This is a genomic window from Ramlibacter aquaticus, from assembly GCF_015159745.1.
Lineage (GTDB): Bacteria > Pseudomonadota > Gammaproteobacteria > Burkholderiales > Burkholderiaceae_C > Ramlibacter > Ramlibacter aquaticus.
Genome location: NZ_JADDOJ010000001.1, coordinates 56,020 through 71,059 on the forward strand (window position 1 = coordinate 56,020; position 15,040 = coordinate 71,059).

Consider the following 15,040-nt stretch of genomic DNA (forward strand, 5'->3'; position numbering starts at 1 on the left):
CGGGCGCGGGCGCGACGCGCAGGCGACCCGGTCCCGGCCGCTCCTTTGCTACGCTCTGCCCATGGAATTGAACCTGGAGCGCTCGCAGGCGCCGGTGCGCGATGCCGCGACGGTGGTGCTGCTGCGCGACGGCGCCCTCGGCCTGGAGGTCTTCATGCTGCGCCGCCACGCGCAGTCGGACGTGCTGGGCGGCGCCTATGTTTTCCCCGGCGGCAAGGTGGACGAGGCCGACCTGCTGGCGCAGGCCCAGGGCCGGCTCGACGTGCCCGACGCGCAGCTGCACGCCAGCCTGGGCGAGGCGGCCCTCAGCCCCGCGCAGGCCGCGGCCGTGGTGGCCGCCGCCCTGCGCGAGATGGCCGAGGAATGCGGCGTGCGGCTGGCCGCCAGCGCCCTGGTGCCCTGGACGCGCTGGATCACGCCCCCCATCGGCGGGGTGATGCGCAAGCGTTTCGACACCCGCTTCTTCCTCGCCGCCCACCCGGAAGACCAGGTCGCGGTGCATGACAACCACGAGGCCGACGCCAGCGCCTGGCTGCGGCCGCGCGAGGCGCTGGAGCGCTACTGGGCGCGCGAGATCGAGCTGGCGCCGCCGCAGATCCAGGGCCTGGCCCACCTCGCGCGCCACGGCCGCGTGGAGGCCGCGCTGGCCGAGGCCCGCAGCCGCCTGCCGCCGCTGGTGCAGCCCGAGCCCTTCCAGGACGGCCCGGAGCGGGGCATGTGCTACCCGGGCGACGCGTGCCACCCGGTGCGCGAGCGCGCCTTCCCCGGGCCGAGCCGCCTGCACCTGCGCGCCGGCCGGCTGGAACCGCCGGGCGGCTTCGAGGCCTTCTTCAGCGGCGACTGAGGCGGCGCGCGCTCAGGGCCGGGCCGGCTCGCCGCCCTCGCGGGCCAGGCGCACCGGCGAATCCACCTCGCGGTAGCCGGCGAAGGTCTGCGCCAGGCCGCGCGTCTCGGGCAGCACATACACCACGGCGCCGTGCCGCAGCACCGCCGGCCGCAGCACCTGCTCGTAGAAGGCATCGGGCAGGTTCACGCAGCCGTAGGAGAGCCGGTTGTCGGACGGGTCGGGCGTGGCCAGCGCGGCCAGGCGCTCGGGTGCCTTGATGACGCGGTGCATGGACACCGCCGCGTCGTAGTCCACCCAGACCACGTCCTCGCCGCGGCTGGCGCTGGTGCCGGGCTCGGCGATGAAGCGGCCGGCCGGCGTGGTCCGCTCCTCGGGCCGCACCTGCGCCAGCGGCTTGTCGGCGATGCCGGGCACCGTGTCGTCGCCGTGCGCGGCGCCCAGCACGGCCGGGGCCGAGGCCTGCAGCCGCGCCTGCGGATCGAAGACCCAGACGCGGGCCTGCTTCTTGTCGATGACCACGAAGGCGCGCTGCCCGTTGTCCCCTGACTGCGCGACCCAGTCGACCAGCCGTCGCACGTCCGTGGACGGCGCCTGGCCGCCGAAGCTCGCGACATGCGACGACGGCAGGGGCCGGGCCGGCGCCCGCAGGGCGGACGCCGTCGCCGCCGCGCCGGCCTGGTGGTGCTGGTGCCACAGCAGGGGCGGCAGCACCAGCGCCAGCGTCACGGCGCCCAGCACCACGCCGCGCCGCAGCGCGTCCAGGGTCTCGCGCCGGTCCTTCGCGCGCGGGTCTTCGTCGTCGGGATGCGTCATGGGATTCCCTGAATGAAAAAAAGGCCCGCCGGGCGAACCCGCGGACCTGCTGGGCCGGAGAGGCCGGGATCAGCCGCGGTCGGCGCGGGCAGCGCGGCCGGAGCTGGCGCCCGAGCTGTTGGTGGTGGTGTCCGTGTTGGACATCGTGCTGCTGCTGTTGGTGGTGGTGTCCGTGCTGCCGGCGGTGGAGCCGGTGCTCGGCGAGGTGGTGGTGCTGCTGCTGGAGCCGGTGGTGCCGGTGCCGGCCGCGCCCATGGAGGTGCTGCCGGTGCTGCTGTCCGTGGAACCGGTGGCGCCCGTGGTGGCGTTGTCCTTGTTCATGGTGCTGCTGCTGCTCGAGCTGGTGCTGGGCATGGTGCCGGCGCTGGAGCTCGGCGTGTTGCTGGTGGTGCTGCCCGTGGACGGCGTGCCGGCGCTCGAGCCGGTGCCGCTCGAACCCGCGCTCTGCGCCAGGGCCACACCGCCGATCGCCATCGCCGCAGCGGCAGCCAGGGTGGTCAGGGTCTTCTTGGTCGTCGTCATATCTACTCCTTGGAAGCGAAACCCCGATGCGGGGATGCAGGTTGAAGAAAGCCGGCAACGCGGCCAGCTGCTTCGAAGCATCGGGGCCCCTCGCGGGGTCAGGAGTGAGGCATTTCAGGCACAGCCTGTAGGACCGCCACTGTCACGAATTGCTGCTCAGTGGAACCCGGAGGCCGGATCGCGATCCGCTTCGGCGGCCCAGCCCTCCACCTGCAGGGCCGGTGCCGCGCACTCCCAGCCGAGCACGATCTCATCGTCTGCGGCACAGGCCGAGGCATCGGCCGGCTCGCGGCGCGGGGACGGGACATCGGACAGGGGTGACCAGGCCATGGGGCTTCTCCTTCAAGCGATACAGCCTCATCTTCGGCAGGAAGACCGCCGGGCTTGATCGGGCGAATGCCTGAGCCAGCGTCAGCGCAGGCCTACTTCGCGCGCAGGCGCCAGAGCCAGGTGCGTTCGCGCGAGCGCGCGGCATGCAGCGGGTCGCTGCGGTCTGCCGCCTTGGGGTGGCGCGGCGCGATGCCATCCCGGCCCGCCACCTCGAGGCCGGCCTCGGCGATCCACTGCGCCAGGGCGCCTTCCGCCCGCAGGCCCAGCAGCTCGGCCAGGTCGGACATCAGCAGCCAGCCCTCGCCGCCGGGCGCGAGGTGGCCGGGCAAGCCGGCCAGGAAGCCGCGGAGCATGCGGCTGTCCTCGTCGTACACCGCGTGCTCCAGTGCCGAGGCGGGCCGCCCCGGCAGCCAGGGCGGATTGCACACCACCAGCGGCGCGCGCCCCGGCGGGAACAGGTCGGCCTGCAGCAGCTCGACGCGGCCGGCCAGGCCCAGCCGCTCGATGTTGTCCCGGGCACAGGCGAGCGCGCGGGGGTGCAGCTCGGTGGCGACGACGCGCGCCACGCCGCGGCGTGCCAGCAGCGCAGCGATCACCCCGGTGCCCGCGCCGATGTCGAAGGCCAGGCTGTCGCCGGGCAGGGGCGCACGCGCCACCAGGTCCAGGTATTCGCCGCGCACCGGCGAGAAGACACCGTAGTGGGGGTGGATGCGGTTGTCCGGCGCCGGCCCGAGCGCGGGGATCTCCACGCCCTTGCGGCGCCACTCGTGCGCGCCCACCAGGCCCTGCAGCTCGCGCAGCGCGACCAGGCGCGGCCGGCCGTCGGGCGGCCCCCAGGCCTCGGCCAGGGCTTCGCGCAGGTCCGGCGCGCGCGGCAGGGCGATGTGGCCGTCACCCTCCACCCGCACCAGCAGGCGCCCCAGGGTTCGGGCACGCTGCCCCTGCGCCATGCGCATGGCGTGGAAGGCCTCGGTCAGGGACGCGGCCGACTTGCCGCGCGGCTGCGAGCGCCGCTCGGCGCGGCGCGAGAGCGCCTGCAGCAGCTGGCGCGCGTTGTGGAAATCGCTGCGCCAGAGCAGGCCCGTGCCTTCGCTGGCGAGCTGCCACGCGCGGTCGGCCGTGAGCGTGTCGTCGACCTCCAGGATGCGCCGCGGCGCCGGCACGCCGGCCTCGGAATGCCAGTGCTCCTGCCTGCCTTCGATCGCCGCGTCCGCCACCATGCGCCGATTATCATGGGCCGATGGACGAGGCCTTCGACGTGACCCTGGCACCGGACGGCCAGGTCTTCCAGGCCCGCCCGGGGCTGACGCTGCTGGCGTCGGCCGAACGCGCCGGGATCGCCTGGCCCAGTTCCTGCCGCGCCGGCACCTGCCGCAGCTGCATGGTGCGCTGCCTGCGCGGCGAGGTTGCCTACACGGTCGAGTGGCCCGGGCTCATCCCCGAGGAGAAGGCGCAGGGCTTCATCCTGCCCTGCGTGGCCCTGGCCCGCGGCCCGCTGCTGCTGGAGCGGCCGGCAAGCCCGGCGGGCTGACCGCCTGGCCTCGCCCGGCCCTGTTCCGCGGCCCAGGGCCCGGTCTCAGTAGTTCCCGGCGGTGTACGGGCTTTCCGGGTGGTACTTGTGCTCCGCGCCCGGGTCCGGAATGGGCCGTTCGCGCGGGTTGGGTTCGTGCTGCGTCGCGTTGGTGCCGGGCGTGTCCTCGGCCTGCGGACCCGTCTCCCCGGGCGGCTCCTGGCCCGGGGGCGTGCGCGGCGGCGTGTTGCGGGGGATGGTCATGACGGGACACTAGCCCGCCGGGCGCGCCGGCGGCGTAGGACGGGGCCGCCCTGCAGCCCCCGCGGACCTTGCGGACCCCGCGAACCCGGCGGGCGGGGCGCACCGCCGTGGGGCCTTGGCCGCGATGGCATCATCGCCGCATGCCCAAGCGCCTCCTTGCCGCGCTGCTGGCGCTGTGCGGCGTCGCGGCGCTGGCAGCCCAGCACCCGCCCTTCGAAGACAGCATGGCCCAGCGCACGCTGGCCTGCACCGCCTGCCACGGCCAGCAGGGCCGGGCCGGCCCCGACGGTTTCTACCCGCGCATTGCGGGCAAGCCGGCCGGCTACCTCTACAACCAGCTGCTGAATTTCCGCGACGGCCGGCGCCGCTACGGCCTCATGGCGGGGCTGCTGGCGCCGCTCTCGGACGCCTACCTGCAGGAGATCGCGCAGCATTTCGCCGCGCTGGACCTGCCCTACCCGCCGCCGTCCCGGCCGCAGGTGCCCGCCACGGTGCTCGAGCGCGGCCGGCTGCTGGTGACGCAGGGCGACGCAGCCGCCCGCGTCCCCGCCTGCGTGCGCTGCCACGGCGAGCGCCTCACCGGCGTGCAGCCCAACACGCCGGGCCTGCTGGGCGTCTCGCACGATTACCTGAGCGCGCAGCTGGGCGCCTGGCGCACCGGCCAGCGCCACGCGCACGCGCCCGACTGCATGGCCAGCATCGCCCAGCGGCTCACGCCGGAAGACCTGCAGGCCGCCGCCTACTGGCTGTCGTCGCAGACCCTGCCGGCCGACCCGCACCCCGTGGCCGCCCTGCCCCAGCCCGCGCCCGAGGCCTGCGGCAGCGCCATCCTGCCGGCGGGGAGCCCGCGATGAAGCGCCGCCTCCTCACCGGGCTGGCCGTCCTGGCCGCGCTGTTCGCCGTGGCCGCCGGGTGGGTGGCCTGGCTGAACCTGCGCGGCGAATCGGCTCCGGCCGTGGCCGTGACGGCGCCCGCGGACGCCCGCCAGCAGCTGGCGCGCGGCGCCTACCTGGCCCGCGTGGGCAACTGCGCCGGCTGCCACAGCGAGCGCGGCGGTCCGGCCTTCGCCGGCGGCCACGCCATCGCGACGCCCTTCGGCACGGTCTACGCCGGCAACCTCACGCCCGACCCCGAGCACGGGCTGGGCCGATGGACGGCCGACGACTTCTGGCGCGCGCTGCACAACGGCCGCTCGCGCGACGGCCGCCTGCTCTACCCCGCCTTCCCCTACCCCAACTACACCCAGGTGACGCGCGAGGACAGCGATGCGCTGTTCGCCTGGCTGCGCAGCCTGCCGCCGGTGGCCCGCCCCGACACGCCGCACGACCTGCGCTGGCCCTTCAGCACGCAGTGGGCGCTGGCCGTGTGGCGCGCGCTCTACTTCACCCCGGCCGGCGCCGCACCCGGGCCCGAGCGGGGCCGGAGCGCCGAATGGCAGCGCGGCGCCTACCTGGTGCGCGGCCTGGGGCACTGCAGCGCCTGCCACAGCAACCGCAACGCCCTGGGCGCCACCAGCGACGTGCTGGACCTCTCCGGCGGCCTGATCCCCATGCAGAACTGGTACGCGCCCTCGCTCGCCTCGCCGCAGGAGGCCGGCGTCGCGGGCTGGGAGCCGGCACAGGTCGAGAAGCTGCTGGTGACCGGCGTGTCCCCGCGCGGCAGCGTGCTGGGGCCCATGGCCGAGGTGGTGCTGGAGAGCACGCAGTACCTCACGCCCGAGGACGCGCATGCGATGGCCGTCTTCCTGAAGGACCTGCCGCCGCCGCAGGGCGACGCCGGGGCCGAGGCGCCGCCCCCGCGCCGCGCGGGCGCGGGCACGCTGGAGCGCGGCGAGCGCCTGTACGGCCAGCACTGCGCGCAGTGCCACGGCGACGACGGCCGCGGCGTGCCCGGGGCCTACCCGGCACTGGCCGGCAACCGGGCCGTGCTCATGGCCTCCAGCGCCAACCTGGTCCAGGTGGTGCTGGGGGGCGGCTTCGCGCCCGCCACGGCGGGCAACCCCCGGCCCTTCGGCATGCCGCCCTTCGCCACCGCGCTCAGCGACGCCGACGTGGCCGCCGTGATCAGCTACCTGCGCAGCGCCTGGGGCAACCGCGCCGGCGCCGTGAGCGAGCTGGACGTGGCCCAGCAGCGCGGCAGCCCCTGAGCGTCCCGCCCTGCTGACACAATCCCGCCATGCAGCCCCGCCAGGTCGAACTCCCGCCGCACGTCCCCGGCAGCCTCTGGCTGGCGGGCATGCCGGCCCGGCTGGAGCCCTGGGCCGACTTCGTCGCCCGCCTGGAAGACCGCAACATCCAGACCCTGCTCTGCCTGACGCCGCGCGAGGAACTGGCCGAACTCTCGCCCGCCTATGCGACGGCGGTGCGCCAGGGCACGCTGCCCTGCCGGTGGTGGCTCTCGCCCATCCCCAATTTCGGCGTGCCGCGCGACCGAGATGCCTTCCGCAAGGCCGTGGCCGACGTCGCCACCCTGCTGCGCAATGGCGAGGGGGTGCTGCTGCACTGCGCGGCCGGCATGGGCCGCACCGGCAGCGCCGCCGCCTGCGTGCTCAAGGCCCTGGGGCTGGACACCCAGGACGCGCTGCGGCGCGTGCGCGAGGCCGGCTCCAACCCGCAGAACGCGGTGCAGTCCGGCTTCGTCGACTGGTTCTGACGCCGCTCAGGGCGCCAGCTTGTCCAGCCGTTGCGAGCGCACCGCCTCCAGGTCGCGCGCGGCGACGAGGTTGGGCGCGAGTTCCGCCAGCGGCAGCAAGACGAAGGCGCGCTCACGCAGCCGCGGGTGCGGCACCGTCAGGGTGGCGCTGTCGATGCGGGCGCTGCCGTACAGCAGCAGGTCCAGGTCCAGCGTGCGGGGCGCGTTGCGGTAGGGCCGCAGGCGGCCGGCGCGCTGTTCGATGCGCAGCAACGCCGCCAGCAGCTCGGGCGCCGTGAGGCCGGTGTCCACGGCCGCCACGGCGTTCACGTAGTCGGGCCCCTGCGCATCCACCGGGGCGCTGCGGTACAGGCAGGAACGCGCCACCAGCCGGGTGGCGCGCAGGCGACCCAGCGCCAGCGCCGCCTCCTTCACGGCCGTGACGGCGTCGCCCAGGTTGGCCCCCAGGCCGATGTACGCGCGCACCGGATCGCGGCGGGAGCGGGCGGGGCCGGCCCCGCGGCGGCGGGCGCCTGGCACCGGCTCGCCCACCCTGGGCCCCTCAGGCGGCGTCGGCCGGGCCGGCACTGCCACCGCCCTCGCCGGCGGGCTTGCGGCGCCTGCGGCGGCGCTTGCGCGGCGCGCCGCTGCCCTCGCCCGCCGGGGTGTCGTCCGCCGGGGTGTCGTCGTCGCCCTCGGGGGCCGGGGCGCGCGGCGCCGCGGCCGGGGCCGCGTCCGCATCGGGCCGCGGCGCTGCCGGCTTGGTGCTGCGCACGCGGCGGGCACCGCGCCCCTGCTCGTCGCGCAGCTGCGCCAGCAGGTCTTCCCGCACGGCGTCGCTGGCCTGGCTGAACTCCTGCCACCAGTCGGCCAGCACCACGTCCACCTCGCCGATGTCGGCGCGCAGGCGCATGAAGTCGAAGCCGGCGCGGAAGCGCGGCTGCTCGACCAGGCCCCAGGGCGTGCTGCCGGTGCGCTTCTCGAAGCGCGGCTGCATCATCCAGATCTCGCGCATGTCCGCGCCCAGCTTGCCACGCCCGGACACATCGCCGATGCGCGAATCGAAGACCTCGTCGATCGCCTCCTGCAGCGCCGGGAAGGGGTGCTGCCGGGCCGTCAGGCGGCGGGCCCAGCCGTCGCGCACGTCGGACCAGAGCACGCAGGCCAGCAGGAAGCTGGGCGCCACCGGCTTGCCCTCGCCCACGCGGCGGTCGGTGTCCTGCAGCGCGGCCTTCACGAAGGGCTGGTCGGCGCGTTCCACCACCAGGTCCAGCAGCGGGTAGATGCCCTTTGCCAGGCCCAGCTGCCTCAGCTGCGCGATCGTGGCCACCGCGTGGCCGGTCTGCAGCAGCTTGAGCATCTCGTCGAACAGCCGGCTCTGCGGCACGTCCTGCAGCAGCGGCAGGCAGGTGAGCAGGGGCTTGGCCGTCTTCGGGTCCAGGGTGAAGCCCAGCGGGCTCAGCTTGGCGGCGAAGCGCACGGCGCGGATGATGCGCACCGGGTCCTCGCGGTAGCGCGTGGCGGCATCGCCGATCATGCGCAGCAGCTTCTTCTTCGCGTCCTTGATGCCGCCGTGGTAGTCGACCACGACCTGCGTCTCGGGGTCGTAGTACATCGCGTTGATGGTGAAGTCGCGGCGCGTGGCGTCCTCGTCCTGCGGGCCCCAGACGTTGTCGCGCAGCACGCGGCCGGTCGAATCGACGGCGTGCTTCATGCCGGCGAGCTCGCTGCGGCTGGTCTTCTCGTTGCCGGCCACCTGCTCGGCGGCGGCGTTGTCCAGGTAGGCGCGGAAGGTGGACACCTCGATCACCTCGTGCTCGCGACCGCGGCCGAACACCACGTGCACGATGCGGAAGCGCCGGCCGATGATGAAGGCACGGCGGAACAGCGACTTCACCTGCTCCGGCGTGGCGTTGGTGGCGACGTCGAAGTCCTTGGGCCGCAGGCCGACCAGCAGGTCGCGCACCGCGCCGCCCACCACGTAGGCCTCGTAGCCGGCTTCCTTGAGCGTGTGGACCACGTTCAGGGCCCGGTCGTCCACCAGGGACGGGTCGATGCCGTGTTCCTGGGGGCCGACTTCCTGGCGCTTGCCGAAGCTCGGGCGGCCGCCGGTGGCCGCGGGCTTGCCGAGCAGCTTGTCGATGAATTTCTTGATCATGGGTGCCTGAAGAGGTCGAGTATGCGCCAGCCGCGTTCCGTGGCGATGCCGCGCAGGCGCTCGTCGGGGTTGGTCGCGACGGGCACCTGCGCGCGCTCCAGCAGCGGCAGGTCGTTGGTCGAATCGGAATAGAAGGTGATGTGGGCGCGGTCCCAGTCCAGCCCGCGGCTGCGAAGCCAGTCGGCCACGCGATGGACCTTGCCCTCGCGCATCGAAGGCACGCCCTCGATCTCGCCGGTGATCCAGCCTGCCGCATCGCGCGCCAGCCGCACGGCGATGAGCTCGTCGGCGCCGAACAGGCGGGCGATGGGCGCGGTGATGAACTCGTTGGTGGCGGTGACGATGAGCACCGGCTCGCCCGCATCGCGGTGGGCCTGCACCAGCGCCAGCGCCTCGGGCCGGATGGCCGGGCGTATCACCTCGTCCATGAAGCGCGCGTGCGCCGCGGCGGCCGCCTCGGGGCCCTGGCGGCGCACCGCCTCGGTGGCGAAGCGCACGTAGTCGTGGATGTCCAGCGTGCCGGCCTTGTAGTGCTCGTAGAAGGCGTCGTTGCGCTGCTTGAAGTGCTCCGGGTCGGTCCAGCCCAGGGCCAGCGTGAACTCGCCCCAGGCGTAGTCCGAATCGATGGGCAGCAGGGTGTGGTCCAGGTCGAACAGGGCGAGCTTCACGCGGTCATTCACTTTCGAGCATGGACTTGATGAGGGGGATGGTGATGGCGCGCTGGGTCTGCAGGGCGTAACCGTCCAGGTGCTCCAGCAACTGCATCAGGCTGCCCAGGTCGCGCGAGAAGCGGGTGAGCATGAAGTCCATCACCTCGTCGCTCAGGAACACGCCGCGCGCGTCGGCCGCCTGGCGCAGCACCGCGCGGCGCTCGGGCTCGGTCAGCACCTGCAGCTGGAACACATGGCCCCAGCCCAGCCGGGTGCGCAGGTCCTCGCGCAGCTCCAGGCCGGCGGGGGCGATCGCGCCGGCCGCCAGCACGCCGCGCTGCAGCGTCTGCGCGTTGACGAACCAGTTGAAGGCGGCGTGCTGCTGCACGGCGGTGTACAGGTGCACCTCGTCCATCAGCACCACGGCCCAGTCCTCGTCGAACTCGGGCGGCTGGGCGGTGCCGGCGTCCATCCAGCCGCAGGCCGCGCCCTGCTCGCGCAGGGCCTCGCGCACCGCCTTGAGCAGGTGCGTCTTGCCGCTGGCGGGCGGGCCCCAGAGGTAGGTGGGCACGGGCGAGCGGGTCGGGCTGCCCACCCACAGCTGCAGGTGGCGCAGCGCCGCCTCGTTGGGCCCGGCGAGGAAGTTGGCCAGCGTGGGCGTGCCGCCCAGGCCGATGTCGAGCGCGATCTGCTTCATCCCTGGTACAGCCGGCTGCCCATGTAACCGGCGCGCACGCGGCGTATCGCCACCAGCAGCACCGCGCTGGCGGGCAGCGCCACCAGCACGCCCACGAAACCGAAAAGCTGCCCGAAGGCGAGCAGCGCGAAGATCACCGCCAGCGGGTGCAGGCCGATGCGCTCGCCCACCAGCCGCGGCGTGAGGAAGAAGCCCTCCACCACCTGGCCGCTGCCGTACACCACGGCCACCATGGCGAAGGCGCGCACCGGCTCGAACTGCAGCAGCCCGGCCAGCAGGGCCAGGGCCAGGCCGATGCCGAAGCCCACGTAAGGCACGAACATGGCCAGGCCGGTGAAGACGCCGATGGGCACGGCCAGGTCCAGGCCGAACAGCGACAGGCCGACGGCATAGAACAGGGCCATGGTCAGCATCACCAGCAGCTGGCCGCGCAGGTACTGGCCCAGCACCGCGCCGGCCTCGTCGGTGAAGGAGTCGACGCCCGGGCGCAGGCGCGGCGGCACGAACTCCAGCACCAGGTGGGTGAAGCGCTTCCAGTCCAGCAGCAGGTAGAACAACGCGACCGGGATCAGCAACGCGTTGGCGAACACCACCAGCGCGACGCTGCCGCCCAGGCGCAGCGAGGCCAGCAGCGAGGCGATCGCGCTGTGGAAGTTGGCGTGCAGGTAGCCCAGCAGCTGCTCGCGCAGGCTGGCGAAATCCAGCGTGAGCGGCACGCCCAGGTCGCGCAGCCAGGGCGTGAGCGAGGCATTGAGCTTGTCGAATGCCGCCGGCAGCTGCTCGCGGATCATGGGCAGTTCGCGCGAGACGATGGGCACCACCATCAGCGCGATCAGCACGAGGATGGTGATGGCCACCAGTTCCACCACCAGCACCGAGAGCACGCGCAGCCGCACGCCCCAGAGCCGGTCCAGCCGGTCGACCAGGGGAGCCAGCGCATAGGCCAGCACCGCACCCACCACGAAGGGCGTGAGCACGGGCCCGAGCAGCCAGAGCACCAGCCCGGCCAGCAACGCGATGCCCAGCCAGGCGGCAAAGCGTCTCTGGGTCGGCGTGAAGTCCATGGATGGAGTGCGGTCCCCGCCTCAGCGCAGCTGCAGTTCCTCGCCGCCGAATTCGACGCCCAGGGGCTCGATGACGACGCGCTTGGGACCGGCCTCGACGCTGCCGGCCACCCAGGCCGGCACGCCCTGGGCGCGGGCGACCTCCACCGTGCGCTGCGCCTCCGCGGCGGGCACGAAGAGCGCGAAGCCCGCGCCCATGTTCAGCGTGCCGTAGGCCTCGTGGTCGTCCTGGCGCGCCTCGCGCTGGATGAAGGCCAGCACCTCGGGCACCGGCGGCGCGGTGTGGATGCGGTAGGTGAGCGTGGAGGGGTGGCGCAGCAGCTTGCGCCAGCCGTGGCCGGTGATGTTGGCGCTGTAGTGCGGCGTGATGCCGGCCCGGTGCAGGGCCTCGGTGACCGGGGCATACAGCGTGGTCGGGTCGAGCAGGGCCTCGCCATAGCTGCGGCCGCTGGGCAGGGGCGTCAGGTAGCCCTGGGGCAGCCGCTCCACCAGCTTGCGCGCCAGCGACAGGCCGTTGGCGTGGATGCCGCTGGAGGCGAGCAGCACGATCGCGTCGCCCGCACCGAGCTTGTCGCCCAGGGTGAGGCGCGACTTGGGGTTGACCAGGCCGGTGCAGGACGCGGCCAGGTCGATGCGGCCCGCCTCCACGATGCCGGTCAGGGCGGGCGTCTCGCCGCCGCCCCAGGCCACGCCGCAGACGTCGCAGGCGCGCTTCCAGCCGGCCACCAGCGCCTGGGCGCGGGCGGCGTCGCCGAACCAGTCGGAGCCGCCGGCGGCCCAGTAGGCCTGCACCACCAGGGGCGTGGCGCCCACGGTGATCAGGTCGTTGATGGCCATGGCGATGGTGTCCTGGGCGATGCCTTCGTACCAGCTGCGGCCGGTGAGCCGCGACATCTCGTCGGCCACCAGGGCCTTGGAGCCCAGGCACTCGACGATGGAGGCGAGGTAGAAGGGCCCCACGTCCAGCACGTAGGCGGACTCCCCGCGCGAGGCGGGCACCTCCGTGAAACCGTGGCCCGCCAGGTTGGCGGCGGTGGCGGCGGCGGCGCGCTGGGCGGCCACCTTGAGCGGGTCGATGAGGTCGTAATTGACCCCGGCCTGTTCGTAGCTGAGCGTTGCGGGATCGGCCGACGGCTTGGAATTCATCCCGAGATTATCTCCGCCGTGGCGCCCCTCCCTAGAATGGCCCGGGTGCAACGCCTGCCGACCTCGATCTGGGCCCTGGGCTTCGTCAGCCTGCTGATGGACGTCTCCTCCGAGCTGATCCACAGCCTGCTGCCCGTCTTCATGACCACGGTGCTGGGCGCCAGCATGCTCACGGTGGGGACCATCGAGGGGCTGGCCGAGGCGACGGCCCTGTTCGTCAAGGTGCTGTCGGGCCCGGCCAGCGACTGGTGGGGCAAGCGCAAGCCGCTGGCCCTGGCGGGCTACGGGCTGGGGGCCCTGTCCAAGCCGCTGTTCGCGCTCGCCGCCAGCGCGGACGGCGTGCTGGGCGCCCGGCTGCTGGACCGCGTGGGCAAGGGCCTGCGGGGCGCGCCCCGCGACGCGCTGATCGCCGACCTCGCGCCGCACGGCATGGAAGGCGCCGCCTTCGGCCTGCGCCAGGCGCTGGACACCACCGGGGCCTACCTGGGCCCCTTGCTGGCCATGGGGCTGATGCTGCTGTGGAACGACGACTTCCGGCGCGTGTTCTGGATCGCCGTGCTGCCGGCGTTCCTGTGCGTGGCCCTGCTGGCCTTCGGCGTGCGCGAGCCGGCGGACAAGCCGCGCGAGGGGCCGTTGCACCACCCCTTCCGGCGCGAGAGCCTGCGCCGGCTGGGCGGGGCCTACGCCTGGGTGGTCGCGGTGGGCGCAGTGTTCACCCTGGCCCGGTTCTCGGAGGCCTTCCTGGTGCTGCGCGCGCAGCAGGGCGGCCTGCCCCTGGCCCTGGCGCCGCTGGTGCTCATCGTGGTCAACCTGGTCTTCTCGGCCGGCGCCTACCCCTTTGGCAAGCTGTCCGACCGGATGCCACCGCGGCGCCTGCTGGCCTGGGGCATGGTGGCGCTGGCGGTGGCGGACGCGATCCTGGCGCTGGCGGGGACCGGCTGGCTGCTCTGGCTGGGCATCGCCACCTGGGGCCTGCACATGGCGCTGACGCAGGGCCTGCTGGCGGCCATGGTGGCGCGCAGCGCGCCGGCCGAGCTGCGGGGCACCGCCTTCGGCGTCTTCAACCTGGCCAGCGGGGTTGCCCTGCTGGCGGCCAGCGCGCTGGCCGGCTGGCTCTGGGACGGCTGGGGCCCGGCCTTCACCTTCTGGACTGGCGCGGGTTTCGCAGCCACCGCATTGGCGCTGCTGCTGCTGGGGCCGGCCACCGGGGGTGAATCACCCCGCTTGTGAACTGCGACTGTTGATGCGCCGGGCGGGCCGGCCGACAGTGGGCGGATGCCCCGCAACCGCCCCCTCCGCGCCGCCTGCCACGCCCTGCTGCTGTGCGGCGCACTGCATCTTCTTCCCGCCGAGGCCGAGATCGTGCTGGCGCACGTGGGCCCCCTGTCGGGCCCCGTGGGCCCCAACGGGCGGGCCAACAGCGCCGGCTCGCAGGCCTGCGTGGGCGAGGCGAACGCCAGCGGCGGCGTGAACGGCCAGAAGCTGCGGCTGGTGCGCGAGGACGACCATTACCAGCCCGCGGACACGGTGCTCGCCCTGCGTGCCGTGGCCGCGCGCGAGCATCCGGTCGCCTTCCTCAACTTCCTGGGTTCCGCCAACATGCAGGCCGTCTTCAAGGACGGCACCCTGGACGCCATCCGCATCCCGGTCGTCGGCATCACGCCCGGCTCGGACCGGCTGCGCCACCCCTGGATCTTCCACACCCAGGCCAGCGACACCGCCCAGCTCAGGCGCATCCTCACCCACCTGCACACGGTCGGGATGGAGCGCCTGGGGGTGGTGTACCAGCAGATTCCCTTCGGCGAGGACGGGCTGCGCCTGATCGAGGAGATCGCCGCCGAGCTCAAGCTGCGCGTGGTGGCGCGGGTGGCCGTGCCATCGGCCGCGAACGACCTGCGGGCCCAGGCCGCCCAGCTGCGCGCCTCCCGGGCCCAGGCCTATGTGCTCGTGCTGGTGTCCAACAGCGGCATCTCGTTCGTGCGCGATGTCCGCGGCGGCGGCGACCCCACCCCGATCTACAGCATGTCCTATGTCGAGGTCCAGCGCATGGTCGATGTCGTGGGGGCCCGCACCGCCAACGGCGTGGCGCTGGCGCAGGTGACGCCCAACCCGTTCACGGGCAACACCGGCCTGGTGCGCCAGTTCCACGCGGCCATGACCCGCTTCGCGCCCAACGAAGCGGTGCAGTCGCAGCAGCACCTGATCGGCTACCTCAACTGCCGCACCGTCGTGGAAGGGCTGCAGCGCATCAGCGGCCCGGCGACCCCGGCGCGCCTGCAGGCCGCGCTGCGCGCCCTGCGGGTGGACCTGGGCGGCTACCTGCTGGACTTCCAGGGCGGCAACCAGGGCGGCCGCTACGTGGACCTCGGCGTCGTGCGCGCCGACGGGCGCCTGCTCTACTGAGCGCG

General features: G+C 73.9%; 18 protein-coding genes. 7 read left to right on the forward strand and 11 right to left on the reverse strand.

Features of this window, described 5'->3' with window-relative positions:
- Window positions 1–61 precede the first annotated feature (61 nt).
- Complete coding sequence (locus tag IM725_RS00305; protein ID WP_193778557.1) at window positions 62–844, forward strand: NUDIX hydrolase; 783 nt, start codon at window positions 62–64, stop codon at window positions 842–844.
- Window positions 845–856: 12 nt separating this feature from the next.
- On the opposite strand, the gene IM725_RS00310 is transcribed toward IM725_RS00305, so the two are convergent.
- The 4 genes from IM725_RS00310 to IM725_RS00325 all read right to left on the reverse strand — a co-directional run bounded on the left by IM725_RS00310 (window position 857) and on the right by IM725_RS00325 (window position 3,732).
- Window positions 857–1,660 (reverse strand): L,D-transpeptidase, encoded by an 804-nt coding sequence (locus tag IM725_RS00310; RefSeq protein WP_227753464.1) that lies wholly within the window; start codon window positions 1,658–1,660, stop codon window positions 857–859.
- A 69-nt stretch (window positions 1,661–1,729) separates the two neighbouring features.
- Window positions 1,730–2,182, reverse strand: a complete 453-nt coding sequence (locus tag IM725_RS00315; protein ID WP_193778558.1) for a hypothetical protein — start codon at window positions 2,180–2,182, stop codon at window positions 1,730–1,732.
- 156 nt (window positions 2,183–2,338) lie between these two features.
- Window positions 2,339–2,512, reverse strand: coding sequence for a hypothetical protein (locus IM725_RS00320; protein WP_193778559.1), 174 nt, complete (start codon window positions 2,510–2,512; stop codon window positions 2,339–2,341).
- 92 nt (window positions 2,513–2,604) lie between these two features.
- Window positions 2,605–3,732, reverse strand: coding sequence for a methyltransferase (locus tag IM725_RS00325; protein WP_193778560.1), 1,128 nt, complete (start codon window positions 3,730–3,732; stop codon window positions 2,605–2,607).
- A 20-nt stretch (window positions 3,733–3,752) separates the two neighbouring features.
- Here IM725_RS00325 and IM725_RS00330 point away from each other — a divergent pair, with 20 nt between their 5' ends.
- On the forward strand, window positions 3,753–4,043 hold the full coding sequence (locus tag IM725_RS00330; protein WP_193778561.1) for a 2Fe-2S iron-sulfur cluster-binding protein: 291 nt from the start codon (window positions 3,753–3,755) through the stop codon (window positions 4,041–4,043).
- 45 nt (window positions 4,044–4,088) lie between these two features.
- Here the strand turns inward: IM725_RS00330 and IM725_RS00335 are convergent, their stop codons facing one another.
- Entirely contained in the window at window positions 4,089–4,286 is a 198-nt protein-coding gene (locus IM725_RS00335; RefSeq protein ID WP_193778562.1) for a hypothetical protein, read from the reverse strand.
- A gap of 140 nt (window positions 4,287–4,426) precedes the next feature.
- On the opposite strand from IM725_RS00335, the gene IM725_RS00340 reads away from it, so the two are divergent.
- The 3 genes from IM725_RS00340 to IM725_RS00350 are packed head-to-tail and all read left to right on the forward strand — an operon-like array spanning window position 4,427 to window position 6,938.
- Window positions 4,427–5,140: a c-type cytochrome gene (locus IM725_RS00340; protein WP_193778563.1), complete on the forward strand. Its 714-nt coding sequence runs from the start codon at window positions 4,427–4,429 to the stop codon at window positions 5,138–5,140.
- Window positions 5,137–6,432 (forward strand): cytochrome c, encoded by a 1,296-nt coding sequence (locus tag IM725_RS00345; protein ID WP_193778564.1) that lies wholly within the window; start codon window positions 5,137–5,139, stop codon window positions 6,430–6,432. Before IM725_RS00340 ends, IM725_RS00345 begins: the two co-directional genes overlap by 4 nt.
- Window positions 6,433–6,461: 29 nt before the next feature.
- Window positions 6,462–6,938, forward strand: coding sequence for a protein-tyrosine phosphatase family protein (locus tag IM725_RS00350; protein WP_193778565.1), 477 nt, complete (start codon window positions 6,462–6,464; stop codon window positions 6,936–6,938).
- A gap of 6 nt (window positions 6,939–6,944) precedes the next feature.
- Here the strand turns inward: IM725_RS00350 and folK are convergent, their stop codons facing one another.
- The 6 genes from folK to IM725_RS00380 form a co-directional block, all read right to left on the reverse strand.
- On the reverse strand, window positions 6,945–7,403 hold the full coding sequence (gene folK / locus IM725_RS00355) for a 2-amino-4-hydroxy-6-hydroxymethyldihydropteridine diphosphokinase (RefSeq protein ID WP_321576174.1): 459 nt from the start codon (window positions 7,401–7,403) through the stop codon (window positions 6,945–6,947).
- Between the two features lie 76 nt (window positions 7,404–7,479).
- Window positions 7,480–9,075, reverse strand: a complete 1,596-nt coding sequence (gene pcnB / locus IM725_RS00360) for a polynucleotide adenylyltransferase PcnB (RefSeq protein ID WP_193778566.1) — start codon at window positions 9,073–9,075, stop codon at window positions 7,480–7,482.
- A complete protein-coding gene (locus tag IM725_RS00365; RefSeq protein ID WP_193778567.1) occupies window positions 9,072–9,743 on the reverse strand; it encodes an HAD family hydrolase in 672 nt (223 codons plus the stop codon). Before IM725_RS00365 ends, pcnB begins: the two co-directional genes overlap by 4 nt.
- A 4-nt stretch (window positions 9,744–9,747) precedes the next feature.
- The gene (gene hda / locus IM725_RS00370; RefSeq protein ID WP_193778568.1) at window positions 9,748–10,422 is read right to left on the reverse strand and encodes a DnaA regulatory inactivator Hda; all 675 of its coding nucleotides are present in this window, start codon (window positions 10,420–10,422) and stop codon (window positions 9,748–9,750) included.
- Entirely contained in the window at window positions 10,419–11,486 is a 1,068-nt protein-coding gene (locus IM725_RS00375; RefSeq protein WP_193778569.1) for an AI-2E family transporter, read from the reverse strand. The genes hda and IM725_RS00375 overlap by 4 nt, the downstream gene beginning before the upstream one ends.
- 21 nt (window positions 11,487–11,507) lie before the next feature.
- Window positions 11,508–12,632 carry an AIR synthase-related protein gene (locus tag IM725_RS00380; RefSeq protein ID WP_193778570.1) on the reverse strand — a complete coding sequence of 375 codons (1,125 nt, stop codon included), beginning with the start codon at window positions 12,630–12,632 and terminating at the stop codon, window positions 11,508–11,510.
- Window positions 12,633–12,668: 36 nt separating this feature from the next.
- Here IM725_RS00380 and IM725_RS00385 point away from each other — a divergent pair, with 36 nt between their 5' ends.
- Together IM725_RS00385 and IM725_RS00390 are read left to right on the forward strand one after the other, a co-directional pair.
- Complete coding sequence (locus IM725_RS00385; RefSeq protein ID WP_193778571.1) at window positions 12,669–13,862, forward strand: MFS transporter; 1,194 nt, start codon at window positions 12,669–12,671, stop codon at window positions 13,860–13,862.
- A gap of 45 nt (window positions 13,863–13,907) precedes the next feature.
- Complete coding sequence (locus tag IM725_RS00390; protein ID WP_193778572.1) at window positions 13,908–15,035, forward strand: ABC transporter substrate-binding protein; 1,128 nt, start codon at window positions 13,908–13,910, stop codon at window positions 15,033–15,035.
- The last annotated feature ends 5 nt before the right edge of the window (window positions 15,036–15,040 follow it).

Bases quoted from the DNA above. Each gene is read 5' to 3' on its own strand.
- IM725_RS00305 (WP_193778557.1), top strand. From the start codon at position 62: ATGGAATTGAACCTGGAGCGCTCGCAGGCGCCGGTGCGCGATGCCGCG.
- IM725_RS00310 (WP_227753464.1), bottom strand. From the start codon at position 1,660: ATGACGCATCCCGACGACGAAGACCCGCGCGCGAAGGACCGGCGCGAG.
- IM725_RS00315 (WP_193778558.1), bottom strand. From the start codon at position 2,182: ATGACGACGACCAAGAAGACCCTGACCACCCTGGCTGCCGCTGCGGCG.
- IM725_RS00320 (WP_193778559.1), bottom strand. From the start codon at position 2,512: ATGGCCTGGTCACCCCTGTCCGATGTCCCGTCCCCGCGCCGCGAGCCG.
- IM725_RS00325 (WP_193778560.1), bottom strand. From the start codon at position 3,732: ATGGTGGCGGACGCGGCGATCGAAGGCAGGCAGGAGCACTGGCATTCC.
- IM725_RS00330 (WP_193778561.1), top strand. From the start codon at position 3,753: ATGGACGAGGCCTTCGACGTGACCCTGGCACCGGACGGCCAGGTCTTC.
- IM725_RS00335 (WP_193778562.1), bottom strand. From the start codon at position 4,286: ATGACCATCCCCCGCAACACGCCGCCGCGCACGCCCCCGGGCCAGGAG.
- IM725_RS00340 (WP_193778563.1), top strand. From the start codon at position 4,427: ATGCCCAAGCGCCTCCTTGCCGCGCTGCTGGCGCTGTGCGGCGTCGCG.
- IM725_RS00345 (WP_193778564.1), top strand. From the start codon at position 5,137: ATGAAGCGCCGCCTCCTCACCGGGCTGGCCGTCCTGGCCGCGCTGTTC.
- IM725_RS00350 (WP_193778565.1), top strand. From the start codon at position 6,462: ATGCAGCCCCGCCAGGTCGAACTCCCGCCGCACGTCCCCGGCAGCCTC.
- pcnB (WP_193778566.1), bottom strand. From the start codon at position 9,075: ATGATCAAGAAATTCATCGACAAGCTGCTCGGCAAGCCCGCGGCCACC.
- hda (WP_193778568.1), bottom strand. From the start codon at position 10,422: ATGAAGCAGATCGCGCTCGACATCGGCCTGGGCGGCACGCCCACGCTG.
- IM725_RS00375 (WP_193778569.1), bottom strand. From the start codon at position 11,486: ATGGACTTCACGCCGACCCAGAGACGCTTTGCCGCCTGGCTGGGCATC.
- IM725_RS00380 (WP_193778570.1), bottom strand. From the start codon at position 12,632: ATGAATTCCAAGCCGTCGGCCGATCCCGCAACGCTCAGCTACGAACAG.
- IM725_RS00385 (WP_193778571.1), top strand. From the start codon at position 12,669: ATGGCCCGGGTGCAACGCCTGCCGACCTCGATCTGGGCCCTGGGCTTC.
- IM725_RS00390 (WP_193778572.1), top strand. From the start codon at position 13,908: ATGCCCCGCAACCGCCCCCTCCGCGCCGCCTGCCACGCCCTGCTGCTG.